At 50.3% G+C, this 21,021-nt stretch carries 14 protein-coding genes; 2 read left to right on the top strand and 12 right to left on the bottom strand.

The window, feature by feature from the left end:
* Positions 1 to 112: 112 nt before the first annotated feature.
* From NSS64_RS31650 to NSS64_RS31640, 3 genes are read right to left on the bottom strand one after another with little or no spacing between them, the layout of a single operon-like run.
* Positions 113 to 1,318: a type II secretion system F family protein gene (locus tag NSS64_RS31650; RefSeq protein WP_341142683.1), complete on the bottom strand. Its 1,206-nt coding sequence runs from the start codon at positions 1,316 to 1,318 to the stop codon at positions 113 to 115.
* Positions 1,305 to 2,366 (bottom strand): type IV pilus twitching motility protein PilT, encoded by a 1,062-nt coding sequence (locus NSS64_RS31645; RefSeq protein ID WP_341142682.1) that lies wholly within the window; start codon positions 2,364 to 2,366, stop codon positions 1,305 to 1,307. Before NSS64_RS31645 ends, NSS64_RS31650 begins: the two co-directional genes overlap by 14 nt.
* A gap of 18 nt (positions 2,367 to 2,384) precedes the next feature.
* Complete coding sequence (locus NSS64_RS31640) at positions 2,385 to 4,049, bottom strand: GspE/PulE family protein (RefSeq protein WP_341142681.1); 1,665 nt, start codon at positions 4,047 to 4,049, stop codon at positions 2,385 to 2,387.
* A gap of 300 nt (positions 4,050 to 4,349) precedes the next feature.
* Here NSS64_RS31640 and NSS64_RS31635 point away from each other — a divergent pair, with 300 nt between their 5' ends.
* Positions 4,350 to 8,873, top strand: a complete 4,524-nt coding sequence (locus NSS64_RS31635; RefSeq protein WP_341142680.1) for a DUF5057 domain-containing protein — start codon at positions 4,350 to 4,352, stop codon at positions 8,871 to 8,873.
* A 107-nt stretch (positions 8,874 to 8,980) separates the two neighbouring features.
* Here the strand turns inward: NSS64_RS31635 and NSS64_RS31630 are convergent, their stop codons facing one another.
* From NSS64_RS31630 to NSS64_RS31620, 3 genes are read right to left on the bottom strand one after another with little or no spacing between them, the layout of a single operon-like run.
* The gene (locus NSS64_RS31630) at positions 8,981 to 10,885 is read right to left on the bottom strand and encodes a hypothetical protein (protein ID WP_341142679.1); all 1,905 of its coding nucleotides are present in this window, start codon (positions 10,883 to 10,885) and stop codon (positions 8,981 to 8,983) included.
* Positions 10,860 to 11,387: a PulJ/GspJ family protein gene (locus NSS64_RS31625; protein ID WP_341142678.1), complete on the bottom strand. Its 528-nt coding sequence runs from the start codon at positions 11,385 to 11,387 to the stop codon at positions 10,860 to 10,862. The genes NSS64_RS31630 and NSS64_RS31625 overlap by 26 nt, the downstream gene beginning before the upstream one ends.
* Positions 11,371 to 11,913 carry a prepilin-type N-terminal cleavage/methylation domain-containing protein gene (locus tag NSS64_RS31620; protein WP_341142677.1) on the bottom strand — a complete coding sequence of 181 codons (543 nt, stop codon included), beginning with the start codon at positions 11,911 to 11,913 and terminating at the stop codon, positions 11,371 to 11,373. The genes NSS64_RS31625 and NSS64_RS31620 overlap by 17 nt, the downstream gene beginning before the upstream one ends.
* A 217-nt stretch (positions 11,914 to 12,130) precedes the next feature.
* Between NSS64_RS31620 and NSS64_RS31615 the strand changes: the two genes are divergently transcribed.
* Positions 12,131 to 12,916, top strand: a complete 786-nt coding sequence (locus tag NSS64_RS31615) for an alpha/beta hydrolase (protein ID WP_341142676.1) — start codon at positions 12,131 to 12,133, stop codon at positions 12,914 to 12,916.
* 269 nt (positions 12,917 to 13,185) lie between these two features.
* On the opposite strand, the gene argH is transcribed toward NSS64_RS31615, so the two are convergent.
* From argH to argJ, 6 genes are all read right to left on the bottom strand, one after another.
* The gene (argH, locus tag NSS64_RS31610) at positions 13,186 to 14,601 is read right to left on the bottom strand and encodes an argininosuccinate lyase (RefSeq protein WP_340994696.1); all 1,416 of its coding nucleotides are present in this window, start codon (positions 14,599 to 14,601) and stop codon (positions 13,186 to 13,188) included.
* 86 nt (positions 14,602 to 14,687) lie between these two features.
* Entirely contained in the window at positions 14,688 to 15,923 is a 1,236-nt protein-coding gene (locus tag NSS64_RS31605; protein ID WP_340946604.1) for an argininosuccinate synthase, read from the bottom strand.
* A gap of 587 nt (positions 15,924 to 16,510) precedes the next feature.
* A complete protein-coding gene (gene argF / locus NSS64_RS31600; protein WP_341142675.1) occupies positions 16,511 to 17,479 on the bottom strand; it encodes an ornithine carbamoyltransferase in 969 nt (322 codons plus the stop codon).
* Entirely contained in the window at positions 17,476 to 18,762 is a 1,287-nt protein-coding gene (locus tag NSS64_RS31595) for an aspartate aminotransferase family protein (protein WP_341142674.1), read from the bottom strand. Before NSS64_RS31595 ends, argF begins: the two co-directional genes overlap by 4 nt.
* 122 nt (positions 18,763 to 18,884) lie before the next feature.
* Positions 18,885 to 19,709 (bottom strand): acetylglutamate kinase, encoded by an 825-nt coding sequence (gene argB / locus NSS64_RS31590; RefSeq protein WP_341142673.1) that lies wholly within the window; start codon positions 19,707 to 19,709, stop codon positions 18,885 to 18,887.
* 71 nt (positions 19,710 to 19,780) lie between these two features.
* Positions 19,781 to 21,013, bottom strand: coding sequence for a bifunctional ornithine acetyltransferase/N-acetylglutamate synthase (gene argJ / locus NSS64_RS31585; protein WP_341142672.1), 1,233 nt, complete (start codon positions 21,011 to 21,013; stop codon positions 19,781 to 19,783).
* Between the last annotated feature and the right edge of the window lie 8 nt (positions 21,014 to 21,021).

The following is a 21,021-nucleotide window of genomic DNA, read 5'->3' as shown; positions in this document are numbered from 1 at the left end:
CTAGTAAAATAAAATTTTAAAGGTCTGGATGAGTGCTTGATTCGTTGTCTCTGCATTCGTCAGCACGAAGGCTATCTGCCCCCGCCCGGCGTCACCCCTCTCAAAGATGTCATCACATATTGCTATAGATACTGAACATTGGCAGCATAATGGCTGCTACGATTACACCGACTACTCCCGCCAGGAAAGCTATCAATAACGGCTCAAGTAAAGACTTCAGCCGGTCAACAGTGTTTTCCACATCCATCTCATAGAAATCTGCTATCTTGGACAACATTTGGTCGAGCGCACCCGTCTCTTCACCTATAGCGATCATCTGTGTGACCAGCGGCGGAAAGACCCATGCTTTTTTCAAAGGTTCTGACAGTGGCTTTCCTTGCCTGAGTGAGTCACCTGCGCTGCGAATGTACTTTCCAATCACCTTGTTGCCCGCTATCTCTTCAACAATCGCCAGCGATTGCAGAATCGGCACTGAACTGGCATACAGCGAGGAGAAGGTTCTGGTGAACTGCGCAATAGAGCCCTTCTGATTAAGCTTCCCGAACACAGGCACCTTCAGCTTGGCATAATCCAATGCGTAGGCCCCCTTCTCTGTACGCTTCGTTATCTGAAAGGCTACTATGATCACAATTAGACCCATCAGCCAGAAATACCATTGCCCTTGTATACTTTTACTAAGCACAAGTACCATCTTGGTGATAGCCGGAAGCTCTGCATTCATCGACTCAAACATGGTTACGAACTGCGGAACGATAGCCCACAGCAGATAGATAACAGCGGCCACTGCCATAACGCCAACGGTGATCGGATACATCAGCGCAGATTTAATTTTCTCAGTGGTGGTATGCTGTTTCTCAAAATACATCGCCAGCCGTTCCAACGTTCCTTCGAGGTCCCCGGTTTCCTCACCCGCCCTTACCATACTCACGAACAAATGCGGGAATATCTTTTTGTGATCCTGTATGGCTTGTGAGAACGCTATTCCCCGCAAAAGGCTCGAACTGACGTCCTGCAGCGCTTTGGCCAGCGGCTTGCTGTCTGTCTGCTCCGCCAGGATTCGGGTCGCATCAACGATAGACACACCTGCCCGGATTAACGTAGCGAACTGGCGGCAGTAAATAATGAAATGAATGGTTTTCACCGGATTACCGATATAAATCTCCATCGACAGTATAGAGTTTTTCTGCTCATTCAGTGAGAAAACAGTAAGTCCACGCTTGCGGAGTTCCTCCATGGCAATCGACTTATCCTGTGCCGTAAGCTTGCCTTTGAGTTGTTTGCCTGCCGGAGTCTTGACCTGATATTCAAATTGAGGCATCGGAACTCACCTCCGCAAGATAGATTTTAGCTGCCGATGTATCAATTAGCCCTCTAGCCAGGCACTCACGGATGTTCATCTCCAGCGTATGCATCCCCTGGGCTTTACCCGTCTGCATGATATTCTTGATCTGATGTGTCTTCTCGCTCCGTATCATATTCCCGACTGCAGGCGTATTAATCAGAATCTCAGTTGCACTGATCCGCCCCTGACCTTGAGAGCGGGGGAACAAGCGCTGAGAGACTACTGCCAGCAATACAGAAGCCAGCTGCAAGCGGATTTGGTTCTGCTGATGTCCGGGAAATGCATCGATTATCCGGTCAATCGTCTGCGGTGCGTCTGAGGTATGCAGGGTTGCCATGACCAGATGTCCGGTTTCAGCTGCGGTTACCGCTGCCGATATCGTCTCCAAGTCGCGCATTTCTCCAAGAAGGATCACATCGGGATCTTGCCGGAGCGCCGCCCTTAGGCCGGTTGGGAAGCTGGCCGTGTCACTTCCAATCTCTCTCTGATCGATAATGCAGGTCCCATGGCTATGTAAAAATTCAATCGGATCTTCCAGCGTAACAATATGTTTACGTTCAATGCTGTTAATATGATGGATCATTGCCGCTAGTGTGGAGGACTTGCCGCTCCCGGTCGGGCCTGTTACCAGAATCAGCCCCTGTGGCTTCAACGCCAGTGATGAAAGTATGGGCGGAAGCGCCAGCTTCTCCAGGGTCGGAATATCTGCCGGAATACTCCGGGCAGCTATACTGATCCCCCCACGCTGCCGGTATACGTTCACGCGGAACCGGACTCCGCCTTCCAGAGGGAAGGAGAAGTCATACTCACCCGCTGCCCGGAATTCAGATTCTCTCTCGGGCCCCAACAGGTCAAGGGCCATCTGTTCAGCCTCGCCGGGACCAATGAATGTACCCTCCACATTCTCGAGCCTGCCGTCAATCCGCAGCACGGGAGGTGAGCCCACGGAGATATGCAAATCAGACGCTCTGGAGGAGTGAGCCAAGTGCAGAAGCTGTATAATCGTTCTAGTTGAAACTGGCAATTTGTCTCCCCCTAATCATTAATGGGATACCGTCTCCCGCAGCACTTCCTGCAAAGTGGTCATCCCTTGCGATACTTTAAGCAGACCGTCTTCCATCAGTTGGACCAGGCCGCGTACTTTGGCAGCGGAGCGCAGTTCTTCTACCGAAGCAGAGTCGGTAACCAATTGCCGCATATGATCATCGATAGTCAAGACTTCATGAACGGCAAGCCTGCCCCGATAGCCGGTAGAGTTGCAGCTTCCACAGCCGCTTCCCCGATGAAGTATATCTGTTCGGAGTCCGTAACGTTCAAGCATAATCGCTTCCTGCTGGGAAGGCTTATAGGTCTCTTTACAGTCTGTGCAAATTCTGCGCACCAGCCGCTGGGCAACCACACCGATCAATGATGACGCAATCAGATAGGGCTCGACACCCATATCGCGCAGCCGGGATATGCTGCTTACAGCATCGTTAGTATGTAGTGTTGAAAGTACCAAGTGTCCTGTCAGTGAAGCCCGGACCGCAATTTCAGCTGTTTCGGTATCCCGGATCTCCCCTACCATGACAATATTGGGGTCTTGACGAAGTATAGAGCGTAATCCCGCTGCGAATGTAAGGCCAATGGCCGGATTAACATGCACCTGATTAATCCCTTCAAGCTGATACTCCACAGGATCTTCTACCGTGATAATGTTAACAGTCTCCTGATTTAATTGGCTGAGCGCCGAATACAGTGTCGTAGTCTTTCCGCTGCCTGTAGGCCCTGTAATGAGCATGATTCCATACGGACGGCCAATCATTTCCTTGAACGCCGCTGCATTGCCTTCACTGAACCCCAGCGTATCCACTGCCTTGATACCTGTACTGAGATCCAGCAGCCGCAGTACAATTTTCTCCCCGTGCATCGTTGGCAATGACGACACACGAATGTCAATCATCTTGTAGTCGAATTGCATTTTGATCCGGCCATCCTGGGGAAGGCGGCGTTCCGCTATATTCAGCCGCGCCATGATTTTGAGCCTAGCTGTAATAAATCCCTGCATCTGCTTAGGTATCAACCGCTCGGTACGGAGCGTTCCATCAATCCGGTAGCGGATGAGCAGGTTATTCTCACCGGGATCGACATGAATATCAGACGCACGCAGCTGAACCGCCTGTTGAATCATCTGATTAACAAGCCGGACAATGGGCGAATCCTCGTCAGTAATTTCTGTCTCTGTAATCTCTTCCTGTGTCGGCAGCTCGATCAGCATCTGGTTCATAGAGTCGCGCATACCATAGTGTCTTGCAATAGCACGCTGCAATTCGTCTCTGGTAGAAATAGCCGGTTCAATCCGGAATCCCGTACTCATCCGCAAGTCTTCAATTGCGAAATAATCCAGCGGATCTGCCATTGCCACCATCAGCTTTCCCCCCTCCTTCAAGAAAGGGAGAACCTGATAACGCTTGGCCATACTTTCCGGAATAATCTGTGTAATCGCCGGATCAATATGGTATTTATGCAAACTGACATGAGGGATACCTAACTGGAATTCCAACACCTCAATCAATTGCTGCTCTGTAATATATCCTTGTGAAATCAGCAGGTCACCTAATTTGCGTTTGGTCTTACGCTGGTCTACCAGCGCCTCCTGAAGCTGTTCCTCTGATATAATTCCGTTCTCTACCAGCAAATCTCCCAATCTCTTTTTTATGATTGCCAACCGCAGCTCATCTCCATGCCATGTGGATTATGTAGATTATCGGTTCATAATATGATCCTAAGTACCTAATTAAAATTTTAAAAATAAACATTTTGATAAATAATTTTAAAAATATAATTCTAAAGACTCAAATTTAGAGGTACATTTACACATTCCCTCATTGCCTATCTGTGAAATTTATCCTAGAATGATATATAGCATATTATAGGTGATCTTACAATAATTTTAGGGAAAAAATGCAATTTCGCCATATGAAACAAACTATTCAATCTATTTTTTCGATAAACGGAGGAATTGTTGATGAAGGAAAAGTTTAGACGGAGAAAGTTGGTCTTTTTTTCTGGGGCTATTGCATTAATTGTAATGCTAGTTGTACTAGTTCAGATGTTCAGTCCGGATGTGGAGGCCTCCAATAATAACTATCCGATACGCATTCTTGAGATCACTGATCCATCCAGTAGCAGTCTAAGTTCAGGCGGCAGTGAACTGGAAGAACTCAAGAATATTTCTAATGTCAACGTAGAGACTGTGACTATGAAAAGATTCGTGTCGCTGCGTGAGGACTGGGATGGAAAGTACGATGCAATCTACATAGGCTGTGGAAGCTTCAATAAGCAATGGGTTACAAGCACTGTGAACACTAAAGATACCGACCGGGACAAAGCCCATAATACGCTCGCTGTCCAGAATGATATCACGGGTCTGAAGGCACAAGAAATTATCGATTACTATATCAATAAAGGACTTTATGTATACTTTCAAGAGGATACCTTTGCAACTCAGGCTAAAGATAAGACTCTTCAAGGGAAACTCTATGCCTCTTTTAATATCTTCCGTTCCTCTATGGGTGCAAAGAGCAATGTCATATTTCTCACGGATGCTACCCGCAGCAGTCTGATAACCGCAATTAAGACCCGTACTTCGCCAACCATAACTGGCCTAATTCGGCGTCCGCTCCTTACTATTTCCAATAAATCAAAGATTAAGAGTTACTTGGCTAATCCTAATGAGACTTATGGACCAGGCGACACCATGACATTCGGAATTAAGCTTGATAATGTCCCTAATATTTCTGCCGCCCCTGTCAGGGTAAGATTATATATGAATATGGATTCTTCGATTCCTATGACAGAGGAGCATGTGGTCGCCTCACTTGAGCTGAATTCAACTGAAGGGACGCTCCACTACACACTACCGGATACTTATACCGGACTACTTTACTGGAAGCTGGAGGTCACCGATACCTCTACTAACCTTAAAACCTTTGACAGAGACGTCATCCGCTTTACGGGTGTTAAGCCTATCATCAATGTTCTTCAGGTTATGCCCTCTGGCCGTTCCGACAGCTCGCTCCTTAATAGTCTTAACATGAATCAGAATTACTTGAATACCAGCAACTATCAGCTTTCTATTTCTACGATGAACGTCGACAAGTTTAACACTTATATCACTGAGCATGCCAAAGATCCACAGCGTGGTCTTAACGGTATTTATGATATGATCGTCTTCGGTTTTCAGGATATGTATGACCGGGTAACCAATCCAATGCTTTCAAAAGAGGCTGCCCAAACAGTCTATGATTTCGCTAATACTACAAAACAAAGCATCATGCTCACCCATGATACGATTTTTATTGATGATCCAAACGATTCAAATTTCTGGGGCGATTATTTCCGGGCACCCGTTGGCCAGACTATAAGAACTTATCTCGGGGGAAATGCAGTAAATACCTCCTCCAAGGTTGTTCCAGTCAATAACGGCTTACTAACGCAATATCCTTTTAACCTTAATAATGCGAACAATACCTACTATCCTGTTGCCGATACGCATGATCAATTCTTCATGCTGGATCTGGAGCGTGCCGATGTAGTGCCCTGGTATAACATTAAGAGTGAGTCCGGAAAAATTCAGCGGGATGTCGACGACAGCTATAACCACTTCTACACTTACTCAGTAGGCAGTATTACATTCTCTGGCACAGGGCATAGCAAAAAAGGAGATATCAATAGTAATATCAAATTTCCCGACTGGGAACAGAGGCTTTTCGTCAATACCATGTACAGGGCTTTTGCCGGCGCTAACCACGCTCCTGAGATTACGGTAAATTCTCCTGCTGAAGGCAGTGTCATCCCGTCTTATGCAAATGAAATACTGGTAGATTACAGCGTAAGAGATTTTGATCTGAATGACCGCAACTTAAAAACCTCCGTTCGCTTTAAAACGGAAGGGAATTATATAGATAATATTGGGGCAACTGACTTGAACCTTCAGTCTGGACTGACCATCAGCCGCTCCTTTACTAATCCGCTTCCGAATGGAGGGAATCTACAAATTGAAATTAAAGCCTGGGACAGTCATGGTGCGCTGGCAACCAAAACGGTTAACGTAACGATCAAACCGGCCACTTCCAGCCTGACAGCTACACAATCCTTACCCGCAAATATTGTTGATGGCCACATTGTAAGGGGGGAACAGGTTGCCGTTACTTATACAATTACTCCAAAACCGATCCCATTCTCCCAAGCAAAAATAACGGCAAATGTCGGCGACAGCCAGATTATTTCTAATATTATCTTTAAAAATAATCTTCCATCCGGTCTGGAAATTGTCGGGGCATCCTCACCTATTAACCAAACAGGAACGGTAGAATCGGGCTATAGCATCAACAAAAAATTAAATGATATTCATTACACACTCCAGACTGGTGCAAACGCTGTGAAGACATTTATTCCCGATCCAGGTCAGGAGGTTACTTTCTCAATTACCGTATCCCCGCAAAAAGGCGGGGACTTCACATTGAATTCAGCTTCTCTACAATATGATGAAATTCACGCTGCAGCTAACGGTCCGCTTCTTGGAGCCGGTCTGGATTACAACCTAATTGTTATCAATAATCAAACAGCGGCTACAATCAATAATCTCTCTATTAAAGGGCGGGTGGCTGTAAGTGGCGATGTCGACTTCCGCAATATTAGCGGGGGTGCCACTATTTACGGGAATAACGCTAACGGTGATTATTCCCAAAATGCTCTAGTAGTAGGTGGAAGTCTATACTACAACAACAATATCACTATCAACGGTAATGCAGTATATGGCGGTACTTATTATTACAGCGGTGCTGCAGACACGCAGTCTATCAGAGGAAAGGTGGTGAAGGGATCACCTATTGACTTCACTTCACTTCGGGACCGGATGACGAGTCTTTCAGCCAGACTCAGTACACTGACCAGTAATGGATCAGTAGAATCTGCGTATGGCACAATTAAACTAACGGGCACGGGCGATGCCAAACTATTTGTATTTACCGTTCCGGCTGCTATGGTTGCTTCTGCAACCAGCTTAAATATATCGGTCCCATCAGGCTCTACTGTCTTAGTCAACACTGGCTCAGACAGTGATACTGTCAAAATGGCACTCAACACTAATCTCAGCGGAGTCGATGCCGCCCATGTTATTTACAACTTTCCAAGTGCTAAATCATTGGAACTACACTACACCCTGAGAGGAACATTCTTGGCTCCGAATGCTACTGTAAGTTTTGATAATGGAGAGCTTACGGGTCAGGTTATTGCAGGTTCCGTTACGAAGATGACAACTTTATTCTACTCACCTTTTGACGGAACGATTCCGGTCAATGAAGTCCTTGTCCCAGGCACGGCTGTGTTTGCACCAGAGTTAAAACTGCATGCGGCAATCCGGGTTGAGAAAATCACGCTGCCGCCAACAGATATCCTGCTGAATGATAAACCCTTGCGGATTGTTCCTACAGAAATTTCACCTGCGGATGCGACTAATAAGATATTGAGCTGGAGTTCAGCCGATCCGTCAATTGTATCCATTGATCCCATAAACGGAGATATTACCGGTAATCGAACCGGTTCCGTGGAAATAACAGCTGCAGCTACAGACGGAAGCGGAGTGACGGGAAGAGCTATGATTACCGTCAAGGATCGAAGTCTGAGGATTGAAGGCGGAGATAGCCCGATTAAACCTAATACCTATGTCGGACTTATGGCCATTTATAATACAATCCTGGAGAAGAACATTACCTATAGCTGGAAGGTTTTTGATGTACACGGCAAAGATGTGAGCAGCTATATTCAAGCAGCCGCTGAAAGTGCCACATTTAATGCACCTGCGTCCGGAAAATATAAGGTTCAGGTCTACGTCTCCAGCGACAAGGCTGATAATGTTTCTGCGAGCAAAATCATAACCGTGAAAACTCCACTTGAGGCACTGACCATTTCGGGCAACGGGAATTCGATACCAACGAAGGGTTCTCTTACTCTGACGGCAGTTCTCACACCAGTAAATGCAGACGAAACATCCTTGGAGTGGAGCTTCCTTAATCCGAATGATAGTCACTATGCAGAGCTGAAGCCCATTTCCGGAACAAACCAATGTCAACTGGTAGCAAAGGATGTTCCCAACCATACGGTGCAGGTTGTAGTTCAAGACAAAACTAGCGGAATCACCAGTCTGCCTTATGCTGTAAATATTACCGGTCTTACCAGTCTTGAATTCAGCCAGTTCAGCAAAACTATATATGTCGGCGATCCTGCCTTTAACCTGGCGGAGCTGCTATGGACAATACCACGCACCTTCTCCTTGGCATCCATTCTGAATGACTTAACCTGGACCAGCAGCGACCCGGCTATTGCTTCGTTTGCCAACATCAACACAGGTGCAATTACAGGGAACAAAAAAGGTACAGTGACGGTGACAGTCACCTATGCACCTCCTGGAGCAACTAAAATTACGGCAACTATTGAAGTAATTGTTAAAAAGCGCGAAGCAAACCTCAATGAGGGAGACCTCTACTAATTCCTTGGGTAGAACTCTTATGTGAAATAAAAGACCTTCTCCGCTCCGATATCTACGGAACGTACGAGAAGGTCTTATTTCGGCTTACATCATGCTCATTATCTTAATTACTCTGTTGTATCAGTATGAGAAGATCTGGGAGGTATACTAACCAGCCTCATCGGACTGACAGCAATATTCACTTTGCGGACCCGCGGCAGACTGGATTGCTGATCGGTGTAGACCTTGTAATTGTATATGACCCGAAAACGCTCCCTTGCCCTCGGCTCTGTAACTTGAGGTTCCGAGAAGATCAACTGGCTGGGTAGTGCCGCTTCAGACGGTTCAGATGTATTACCCAGCACCGCGTTTACTGTCAAATCTCCTTTTGAGAAAAAACCGCCCTTCAACCAGAATATGGAACCCACTCCATAAAGCTTAGCTTCAGCATCCGTATAAAAAAATGCATTCATTTCATCTGGATCTGCATTGGAAAAAGCATCAATCCGGTTTACCAGCACCGGTCCCTTGGAGATTAGCACTAATTCCTTTTTATCAGTACCCGTTCCCAAACCGCTGATTACAGCATCCTCCACTGTAGTACTTCCTAGCACAAACATCGTAGAATCGAAGGAGACATTGCCTTTAATCTTCACATCACCGGTAACTAGAATGTTTGCTTTTATGGGAATAAAACCGGCTTTATTATTTATAATATTCAAGTTACCATCCACCACAATCCACTTGGGCACAGCACCTCTTTTAGCCATTTCTTCAAAAGTCAGTCCGTAGAAATCATTTCCCTCAATGGTGAGATTACCGTCAACCCGGTAGGATTGATTCAAGCCCATGAAGGACTCATGATACGCTCTAAGCTCATTGTCATATTGTTCAAGTCTCACCAGATAATCTTGATCACTCTCCTCCTCGCCCTGTGCAGGTTTCTCGGGAGGAGGATTAACTGTCTTGGCTTCAATAAGACTCCCTGTCTGAAGCCATTGGGTTAGCTCACTTGGATTCTTTCCGCTTAGCCGCCCCCTCAGTGCATCGGCCGCATTGTCATTAGAAGGCGAAGTCGATTCGACCAGCTTATCGATAAAGGACTCCTCTACATTAATTTGCACAAACTTTTTCTGCTCTTTAATTTTAATTTTGTCTAAATCAATCCCCATAATATCTTGAACCGTTTGTTTCATATCGGAGCTGTCAGCTAATCTCTTGGCCTCCCCCCCGTTTCCTGACGGATCGAATACATGGTATTCAATATCTTTAAGAGACTGTACAAATACCTCTCCCAAATTGGCAGCATCCATTCCATTCGGCTGTATCTGCGGAAACATTGTTGGTTTTTTCAACCCGGAATCCCCTAGATATTTATACTCTGCCCTGTTAGAGATAATCAGCTTATTGCCTGCGTAAATATTACCTTTTACCACCGGAGCTCCATTTAGATAGACGTTCTGTTCGGAGCCAAAGGCATATTTCAGAAAGTCAGGATAGGTATCGATAGTAATTCTCTGCTGCAGTGTGCGTTGCACTCCATTTACCAATGCTGAAGCCTCTACATCAATATAATATTGTCTTGTCTGCTTAATATCATCGAATTTCTTGTCTTTATATTCTATGTAATCAATGATGCCACTGCTGTTAACGCCAAGCTCTGTAGATACATTGAGACCTTTCTGATCTAACCCGTTCAGAACATGCTCTAGCTTATCCGGGTTAATATCCGTTATTGGGGATAGCTTGGCTTGAATATACGCGGTGGCCTCATCCAGACCCTTTTGCGCCAAGTGAAGACTTTGCACATCATTCTCTCTGGTCTCTGTCCGTACAGCTCCACCGACAGTCGCGCTGAGTACCCCCATCCCAAGAATCGTAAGCAACAGCACGATGAACATTACCAGAACCAGAGCGGAGCCACTCTCGGAACGAAACTGCTGGCCCCTGGCTCTGTTCTCTCCCTCCCGTGAGAGAGCCTTCAGCTTAAGAAGCTTAGCCTTACCTTTAGAAGCCGAATTGGCTATCCACATGTAGCTCATCCTCCTCTGATGCCCCGCCTTTGTAATTCAATTTGAGCTGAATTCGCACCAGTCCGGATTCATATAATGCGTTAAGATTGGATCTATTCTCATCCACCTTGGTTACTGCTATGGCTGATCCCGCTAATGCCGAGTCCAAATGAAGTGCCGATGTGCTTCCCGGACCAATTCTGGAATCCCCTATTTGAATATCGTTGCCGTCAACCTGAATACGCAGAGGATCACGATCAGATCTTAATAGCATAATTCCTGAATTAGTACTCTGGATTTCCTCAGGTCCATACGTATATAGTTGCGTAATAATGGAGGACATCACAAGATCAGCTTCATCGCGCAGTTTATTTTCCACCGTAATTTTATGATAGCTTCGGAAACCAAACATAGTCACGGAGCCAATGATCCCGGCCACAATGGCAAATAGACTGATGGCAGCGATCAGTTCAATCAGAGTAAAACCATTCTCGCGCTCAGCTGTATTAGCGAATCTCTTCATTGCTGATATATCCCTCCACCTCTACTGGTGCCGATGGGCCGCCCCCGGAATCACAGGTAACCACGACTTTGACTGGGAGCAGATATTCTTGATAAGCGTCATCTAACTCCTTTTGATAAATAACATCAATACTGTAATCCATTCCGTTTACTTTGGGGTGTAGTACATGAGACAGGGTTTCCGTGTTAAACGCCTTCCGGTAGGCAGCTCCTTCATCGCTGATGGCATCACCACAGCCCTCAATCTTGCAAACATCTGCAGAAAGTCTATCTGTCTTATCTCTGAAGAACTCTACGGTTTTGTCAAAATCCTGCTTCTCCATATAAAAAAGCGCGTTCCGTGCCAGATTGACCATGATCGTCTTGTTCTGGTTGGACTTCGAATAGGTCATGGCATTGGTGAAGTAGGAGGTCAGCACCAGGGACACTATCGACAAAATGACGATGGCGGCCAGCACCTCGATTAAGGTGAAGCCCGCTTCCTTGCCCCGCTCGCGGCTGCGGTTCCATGGGTCTTTCCAGGACATTATGTTCGCTCCCTATACTCTATTGAAATTCAATTATGGGCTTATCCGTGTCTTCAGTCCTGTGTCCTTGCATGTTTATATGAATCTTTCTACCTACTTCCATTATATTCTTTCTGCTCCGGCAGCAGCAATGCTTGCGGACAATAAATCTGGAGAAATCTACAATTTATATCAGGTAGGGGCTGTGCTATCATGTGGGCAGAAAGGGGATACGCAAATGGCTTTAATTGAATGTAAATTTTATTCGGAGGTGCTGGGGCTCAGTACTTCGATGACTGTCATTCTGCCGCAGCAGACCACTACGCAGATCGGAATGAGCAATGTCTCCAAAGGGACCTTACACCCCACGCTGTATCTGCTGCACGGCTTGTCTGACGATGATTCGATCTGGCTGCGCCGGACCTCAATTGAGCGTTATGTAGCGGAGTTGGGTATCGCTGTGGTTATGCCGCAGGTCCACCGCAGCTTCTACACGGATATGGAGGCGGGCGGCAAGTACTGGACATTCATTAGTGAGGAGTTACCGGCACTGGCCCGTTCCTTCTTCCCGTTGTCGGCCAAGCGCGAGGATAACTTCGTGGCGGGATTGTCGATGGGCGGTTATGGAGCGATGAAGCTGGGACTGCGCAAGCCGGAAGACTGGGCCGCCGCGGCAAGTCTGTCGGGAGCACTTGATATGGCACACAATTTCTTGAACTTTGAAGATCCATCGCAGAAGACCAAGGATTATTTGCAAATTTTTGGGGATAAGGACATTGCTGGTACTCCGGAAGATCTGCTATGGCTGCTTGAGGAAGTGAACCGCTCCAAAGGACCGAAGCCGCTGCTCTACCAGTGCTGTGGAACCGAGGATTTCCTGTATGAGGACAATCAGGTCTTCCGCAAGGCCTGCTCCAAGACCAAGCTGTCTCTGACCTACGAGGAAGGGCCGGGCGAGCATGAGTGGGGATACTGGGATGCAAAGATCCGCGATGTGCTGAAGTGGCTGCCGCTAAGCAAGTAGAATATTCCAGATTGTAAGCGGATACGGATCATTTCCTTGAGCTCTATCCAGTGTACGGGAGTATATAATTCTATCGCTCAAAAAAAAGACTGTCCTACCGCATCTAACCGATGCTGAGTAGAGACAGTCTTTCGTTTAAAATATAAGAATTTATATGTTGCACACGATAACTTATCCTTCTATTTCTCGCTGAAACGGTACCGTCCTTTAAAAGGACGGCAATGCCGTTTCCACTTGTCCTCTAGTTTCGCCCTCAGGCTCTACCCGGCTTACTCCGCAGCATGTCCATGCTGCTTCACCCATTCACCCGCAGCAGCCAGGTCCGCTTCAGCTCGCCCGATGGCAGCCTGCACCTGAACCGTAGCGGTACCGCCGTAGACATTACGGGCGTTCACCACGGCCTCCGGCTGGAGCACCGCATAGATCTGATCGTCGAACAGCGGCGAGAATTGCTTGAATTCGTCCAGCGTCAGATCCAGCAGGAACTTGCCCTCGTTGATGCAATACAGGACAGTCTTGCCGATCACCTCATGTGCCTGACGGAACGGCAGGCCTTTGCCTACCAGGAAGTCGGCGATATCGGTCGCGTTGGAGAAGTCCGTATTCACCGCTTCGCGCATCCGCGCCTTGTTCACCTTCATGGTGGCGATCATCGGTGCGAACAGCTGCAAGGCCCCTGTAAGCGTAGCTACAGTATCGAACATGCCCTCCTTGTCTTCCTGCATGTCCTTGTTATAGGCCAGCGGCAGCGACTTCAGCACGGTCAGGAGTCCGATCAGGTTGCCGTAGACACGGCCTGTCTTGCCGCGTACCAGCTCCGGCACATCCGGGTTCTTCTTCTGCGGCATGATGCTGCTGCCGGTGCAGAAGGCATCATCCAGCTCCACGAAGCTGAATTCGGTGCTGCTCCACAGCACCAGCTCTTCGCTGAGCCGGGACAGATGAGTCATAACGAGCGATGCATTCGCCAGGAACTCCACGATGAAGTCGCGGTCGCTGACCGCATCCAGACTGTTCTCATAGACCCCGTCGAAGCCAAGCTGCTCGGCCACGAAGTGGCGGTCAATCGGGAACGTCGTTCCCGCCAGCGCCCCGGCACCCAGCGGCAGCACGTTGATCCGCTTGTAGCTGTCGGTCAGGCGCTCCGCATCGCGGCGGAACATCGACACGTAGGCCAGCAGATGATGCGCGAACAGAATCGGCTGTGCCCGCTGCAGGTGGGTATATCCAGGAACGATGGTCTCCAGGTTATCCTTGGCCTGCCCGATCAGCGCACCCTGCAGCTCATGCAGCAGCGCTACCAGCTCCACCACGCGGTTACGCAGGTAGAGGTGCATATCTGTAGCCACCTGATCGTTGCGGCTGCGGCCGGTGTGCAGCTTGCCGCCGACCGGGCCGATCTGTTCGATCAGGTTCTTTTCAATATTCATGTGAATATCTTCATCGGCAACCGAGAATACAATCTCCCCCGCGCGTACCATCTCCAGTACCTTCGCCAGTCCGTTCTTGATCGTCTCGACATCCTCTTGCGGCAGAATTCCGCATTTACCCAGCATCGTGACATGGGCCAGACTGCCCTGCACATCCTCTTCCGCCAGCACTTTATCGAACTCGATAGAAGCCGTATATTCCTCTACCAGCTTGTTCGTTCCTTTGGTAAAACGTCCGCCCCACAGCTTGCTCACCTGTTGTTCCTCCTCGATAGACGTTAGAAGGGCCGCCCCTGTCCAGTTGGGAGGAACGGCCTTCTTGGGTCCGCTTTTATATGCTGCTACTTATTGGATTCTGCTACGCCTGCCGATACCTTCAGACGAAGGGCATTCAGACGGATAAAGCCGGTCGCATCGCCCTGGTCGTAGGCCTGAGTAGGATCTGCCTCCATGGTGGCGATATCTGGGTTGTACAGGCTGACCGGACTCTTGACTCCGGCGCCGATGATGTTGCCCTTGTAGAGCTTCACGCGTACCGTACCGGTCACGTTCTTCTGGCTCTCCTTCACCAGGGCCTGCATCGCAATCCGCTCCGGTGCGAACCAGAAGCCGTTATACACCAGCGTGCTGTAACGGGTGATCAGGCTGTCACGCAGGTTCATCACTTCACGGTCCATGGTGATCGATTCCATTTTGCGGTGAGCGGTGAACAGAATGGTTCCGCCCGGAGTCTCATACACGCCACGGCTCTTCATGCCGACAAAACGGTTCTCGACCATATCCACGCGTCCAATCCCATGCTTGCCGCCCAGCTCATTGAGCTTCTCCATCACTTGCAGCGGGGATAACGCTTCGCCGTTCAGCGCTACGCAGTCACCCTTGACGAAGTCCAGCTCCAGATACTCAGCTTCATCCGGAGCATCCTCTGGGGCATTGGAGAGCAGGAACATTTCCTTGTTCTCCGGTGCGCTTGGATCGAACCACGGGTCTTCCAGCACGCCGCTCTCATAGCTGATATGCAGCAGATTGCGGTCCATCGAATACGGCTTGGCCGCAGAGGCTTGTACCGGAATACCGTTGGCTTCGGCGTAAGCGATCATCTCGGCCCGGCCCGGGAACTGGTTGCGGAACTCTTCCAGACGCCAAGGCGCGATTACCTTAATGCTCGGCGATAACGCAGCAGCGTTCAGTTCGAAGCGTACCTGGTCATTCCCTTTCCCTGTAGCTCCATGGGCAATGGCTGTTGCACCTTCGGCGATAGCGATATCCACCATGCGCTTGGCGATTAGCGGACGAGCAATGCTGGTGCCCAGCAGATATTGTCCCTCATAGAGTGCACCCGCCTGGAACATCGGATAGATGAAGTCATTCGCGAACTCGTCGCGCAGATCATCGATGTAGACCTTGGAGGCGCCGGTGGCCAGTGCTTTTTCCTCCAGACCGTCCAACTCTTCCTTCTGACCAATATCCGCTGTAAAAGCAATAATCTCCGCATCATACGTTTCTTTCAGCCACTTCAGAATGACTGAGGTATCCAGCCCGCCGGAATAGGCGAGTACAATTTTTTCTTTTGGCATGGGGTGTTTAGCTTCCTTTCGGTGTGGAGGTGATTATAAGATCAACTTCAAGCTTTGCGTATAGACATCCGGTGCTTGGACGCAGCTGCATGAAATGTTTGGACTTCCGGCCGCTGTTGTCTACAGATTTCTTGATTTATAACGCTGTTCGCAGTTGAAATCCGTAGACAAAGGTGGACGCTGACGCTCCTACAGTTCCAAACTTTCACTTCGCTGCTATGCACCGGAAATCCAACGCTCCGTACCTACGTTGATCTTATATATGTGTTGTGTATATATAACCCATCGAAACCTATCGCTTGCTCAGGGTTGGCTGTGCCCGATTAAGGTGCCATGGGTGGACTTAATTGCAATTTGTACAACTAAATTGGCTGATATAACGCAGAGTGTGCGTTTAGCTGTAGTTCGTACAATTAAAATGCCTCTATACCTGAATTCTCGCCTATTAGGGCGGATTTAGTTGTACAGACTACAGTTAGAAGAGGAAACTCTAACTTTTCACGGTTTTTAATTGTACAGAATACACTTATCTCTAAATGTCCGCTAAAATTGACACTTCGCTTCATACATTAGCGCTTGTGGCCGATCTAGCCCATCAAAGCCGCCATAAGCGCCTTCTGCGCATGCAGGCGGTTCTCCGCCTGATCGAAAATCACGGAGTTCGGGCCGTCGATGACGCCGGTGCTGACCTCTTCCTCCCGGTGGGCCGGCAGGCAGTGGAGGAACAGATAATCGCTCTTCGCGCCTTTCACCAGCTCTTCGTTGACCTGGTAGTCCTTGAACGCCGCTTCACGTGCCAGCTGCTCGGCCTCGAAGCCCATGCTCGCCCAGACATCCGTATAGATCACATCAGCGTCCTGTACCGCCTCCTGCGGGCTTCGGGTCACGGTGATAACTGAACCTGTCTCCTTGGCAATCTCGCGCGCCTCGGCCACCACAGCCTCGTCCGGCTCGTAGCCCTCAGGTCCGGCGATAGAGACATGTACGCCCAGCTTGGCGCCGCCGATCAGCAGGGAATGCGCCATATTGTTACCGTCGCCGATATACGCCAGCTTCAGTCCCTTCAGCTTGCCCTTGTGCTCGTATACAGTCTGGTAGTCTGCCAGCACCTGGCAGGGATGGGCCAGATCGCTAAGGCCGTTGATGACAGGCACCGAAGCGTAGCGGGCCAAATCTTCCACTTTATCATGGCCGAACGTACGGATCATGATACCGTCCAGATAACGCGACATGACCTGGGCCGTATCACCAACCGTCTCGCCACGGCCGAGCTGGATATCATTTTTGCTCAGGAACAGGGCATGACCGCCCAGCTGATACATCCCCACTTCGAACGACACCCGTGTGCGGGTAGAGGATTTCTCAAAAATAAGACCGATCGTCTTCCCCAGCAGCGGCTGGTAGACCTCACCGTTCTTCTGCTTGCGCTTCAGCTCAATCGCAAGGTCAATCAAATAGGTGATCTCCTCCGGGCTGTAATCATTCAGCTCCAGCAAATCACGGCCTTTGAGCTGTGCGGCAATCGTCTCTGTTACGCCTGGTGTACCGTGACTCATGAATTTGCCTCCCCGTTTCCTTGATTAGCATAAGTATGAATTAGTTCCGATAGGATGTCCACCGCCTGATCAATCTCATCGGTGCTTACATATAGATTAGGCAACAGACGGATAACATCCGGGCCAGCCTGAACGAACAGCAGTCCGCGCTTCTGTCCGGCGAGAACGATCTCGGCTACCGGCTCCTGGCATTCAATGCCGATCAGCAGGCCTTTGCCGCGAATCTCCTTCACGAAGGAAGTGTCCGCCAGCTTCGCTCTAAGCTGTCCGCTTAAGTATTCGCCCATCTCCGCAGCCCGCTCGGGCAGCTTATCTTCGAGCATGGTCTCAATGGTCGCTTCCATCACCGCTGCCGCCAGCGGGGTACCGCCGAAGGTACTGGCGTGGCTGCCCGGGCTGAAGGCCTCGCGCAGATAGCCTTTGCCGAGCATCACACCGGCCGGGAAGCCGCTGGCTACCCCTTTGGCCAAGGTGAAGATGTCCGGCTCAATGCCGTAATGCTGATGAGCGAACAGCTTGCCCGTACGGCCCATCCCGGTCTGCACTTCGTCCACGATCAGCAGCAGTCCGTGCTCCTTGCACAGCGCTACAACAGCATCCATGAACTCCTGCTGTACCTCAAGCACACCGCCCTCGGCAAGCACCATCTCCAGCATAATCGCTGCCGTGTGCTCGTTAATAGCACCCTTCAGCACCTCCAGATCATGCAGCGGCACCGTCTTGAAGCCTGCCGGAAGCGGCAGGAAGCCTTCCTTGACCTTCGCCTGTCCGGTGGCTGTCAGAGTAGCCAGCGTACGGCCATGGAACGATTGCTCGAAGGTAATCACTTCATAGCGGTCCGTCCCCTTCACCTTCTGGTGATACCGGCGCGCCAGCTTGATGGCCGCTTCATTCGCTTCCGCTCCGCTGTTGCAGAAGAAAACCTGATCCGCACAGCTATTCTCTGTCAGCAGCGCAGCTACCCGGTCCTGGCCCGGAATGTGGAACAGGTTCGAGACATGCCACAGCGTATCAATCTGCTCCTTGAGCTTCGCACCGACCTTCTCCGGCGCATGGCCCAGGCTCGTTACCGCGAGGCCGCACATGAAGTCCAGATACTTGTTACCCTGCTCATCCCATACCCAGCTGCCTTTGCCTTTGACCAGACTGATATCATATCTGGCGTATGACGGGAATACCGCACTCAGCTTGGCAGGAGCGGCCCCCTGTCCATTCGTTCCTGCTGAACGCTCCTGCGGCGCCCCTGTCAAAGAATTCTTGTCCGTTTGCGTAAGCTCACTCATTCTTAGTCACTCTCCCACCATGCTGCTGCCGGCTCCCCGCCAGCGCGTCTAATTTACTTGTCACTTTGCTACAGAACTACGAATCCCTGTCAGAACGTCTTTCCACTCAATCTGCTATCTCCTTATCGAACAATCCGCGTGCCCAGCGCTTCGCCCTTCAGCACCCGGCTGAGGACACGCGGCTCTTTGCCGTCTACAATAATAACCTCGGACACCTGGCCCTGGATGCAGTCCATCGCGGCACGCACCTTGGGAATCATTCCGCCGTAGATTTCGCCATTCTCAATCAGTGCTTCGATCTGTGCCACCATTACGGACGGAAGCACCACCTTCTCCCCGTCCACCGTCCGCATAATGCCCGGCACATCCGTAACCACGATCATACTCGGTGACCCTATATAAGAAGCCACCGCTCCGGCAGCGGTATCCGCATTGATGTTATACCGCTGTCCTTCGCCGTCTACACCGACAGGTGCGATCACCGGAATATAGCCCATCGCGAGGATACCCGTCACAATCTCCGCTCGAACACCGGTCACTTTGCCCACCAGACCCACTTCATCGTGATTGGCCACCGGGTGCGCTATGATCAGGTTGCCGTCAACGCCGGACAACCCGAGTGCCTGCCCCCCGCTGGCCTGAATTCGGCGGACAATCGCCTTGTTGATGCTGCCGGACAGGGTCATCTCGACCACATCCAGCACCTCTTCCGTCGTTACCCGCAGGCCGTTCACGAAGCGGCTCTCAATGCCGAGCTTCTCCAGATTGCCGGAGATCGCCGGGCCGCCGCCATGCACGATTACAGGCTGATTTCCGCCGGCCTGAAGCTCGCGCAGATCCTCGAAGAATGAATCCGGCAGCGCCGCCAGCGTACTCCCCCCGCATTTCATTACGAACAGCCCGGCGGCCTCCGCCTGCGCCTGAGGCTCTATCGGTTCTACTGTCATCTCCCTGCCCCCTGTACGTAAAAGCTTAGTCGGCTTTCGGCCGCTGTTGTAATCCGGTGAGCCTATCTGCACTACGTGCGGTAAGCCGCATTAATCCGCACATAATCATAAGTCAGGTCACAGCCCCAGGCTGTAGCCTGCCCGCTGCCGTCTGACAAGGTTACCGTGATCAGCACGGTATCGCTTTTTTGCAGATAATGCAGTGCCTGCTCCTCATCAAAAGCCACCGGACGTGATCCGCGCAGCACCTCGATCTCACCCAGCTTAATATCTACCCGCTCCGGCGATACCGGAACGCCCGCGCGCCCTACGGCCGCGATAATCCGCCCCCAGTTGGCATCCGCGCCGAAGATCGCCGACTTCACCAGGCTTGAGCCGACCACGGTCTTGGCAATTGCCGCCGCAGCCTCATCATGCACCGCCCCGTTCACCTGCACCTCAATCAGCTTCGTGGCCCCTTCGCCGTCACGGGCAATCGCCATTGCCAGACTCTGGCACACATGGGTGAACGCCGCTGCAAAAGCCTCCCAGTCCGCATGCAGCCGCGTCAGCTTCTCATTGCCGGCAAGACCGCTGGCCATAGTGACCAGCATATCGTTCGTACTGGTGTCACCATCAACTGTAATCATATTAAAAGTAGTGTTCGTCGCGCTTCGCAGCAGACTAAGCAGATCCTCGCCGTCAATGAGCACATCGGTGGTCACGAAGCCCAGCATCGTCGCCATATTCGGGTGAATCATCCCGGAACCCTTCGCAGCCCCGGCAATCGTAACCTCAGTACCGCCTACCGTTACTTTTACGCAGCTTTCTTTTTTGACCAGATCGGTGGTTAGAATGGCCTGGCTGAATTCCTCCGCACCGGCAGCGCCCGCGTCCAGCTTCTCCGGCAGTCCGGCAATCCCGCTGCGCACACAGTCCATCTTCAGCAGTTCCCCGATTACTCCCGTGGAAGCGACAGCAACATCCAGCTCATTCACGCCCAAATAACGGGCAGCCGCCGCACGCATCTCATATGCATCCGCCTCGCCCTGGTCCCCTGTACAGGCATTGGCATTGCCGCTGTTCACGATCACCGCCTGCAGCGTTCCGTCCGCCAGACTCTCCCGCGTAACCTTCAGCGGAGCCGCCTGAAACACATTGGTCGTATACACCGCAGCCGCCGTAGCAGGCACCTCACAGAGAATTGCGCCGAGGTCATTACGCTCAGTTTTTTTGAGACCGCAGTGCAGGCCACCGGAGGTGAAGCCCTTAGGTGCAGTAATACTTCCGCCTTCTACGACGGTATATAGTGGTTGCTCACTCATGATATTGT

This window comes from Paenibacillus sp. FSL H8-0122 (assembly GCF_038005345.1).
Lineage (GTDB): Bacteria > Bacillota > Bacilli > Paenibacillales > Paenibacillaceae > Paenibacillus_AQ.
Note: the sequence above shows the minus strand (reverse complement) of the source record. Positions and strands in the feature narration are given on the sequence as shown.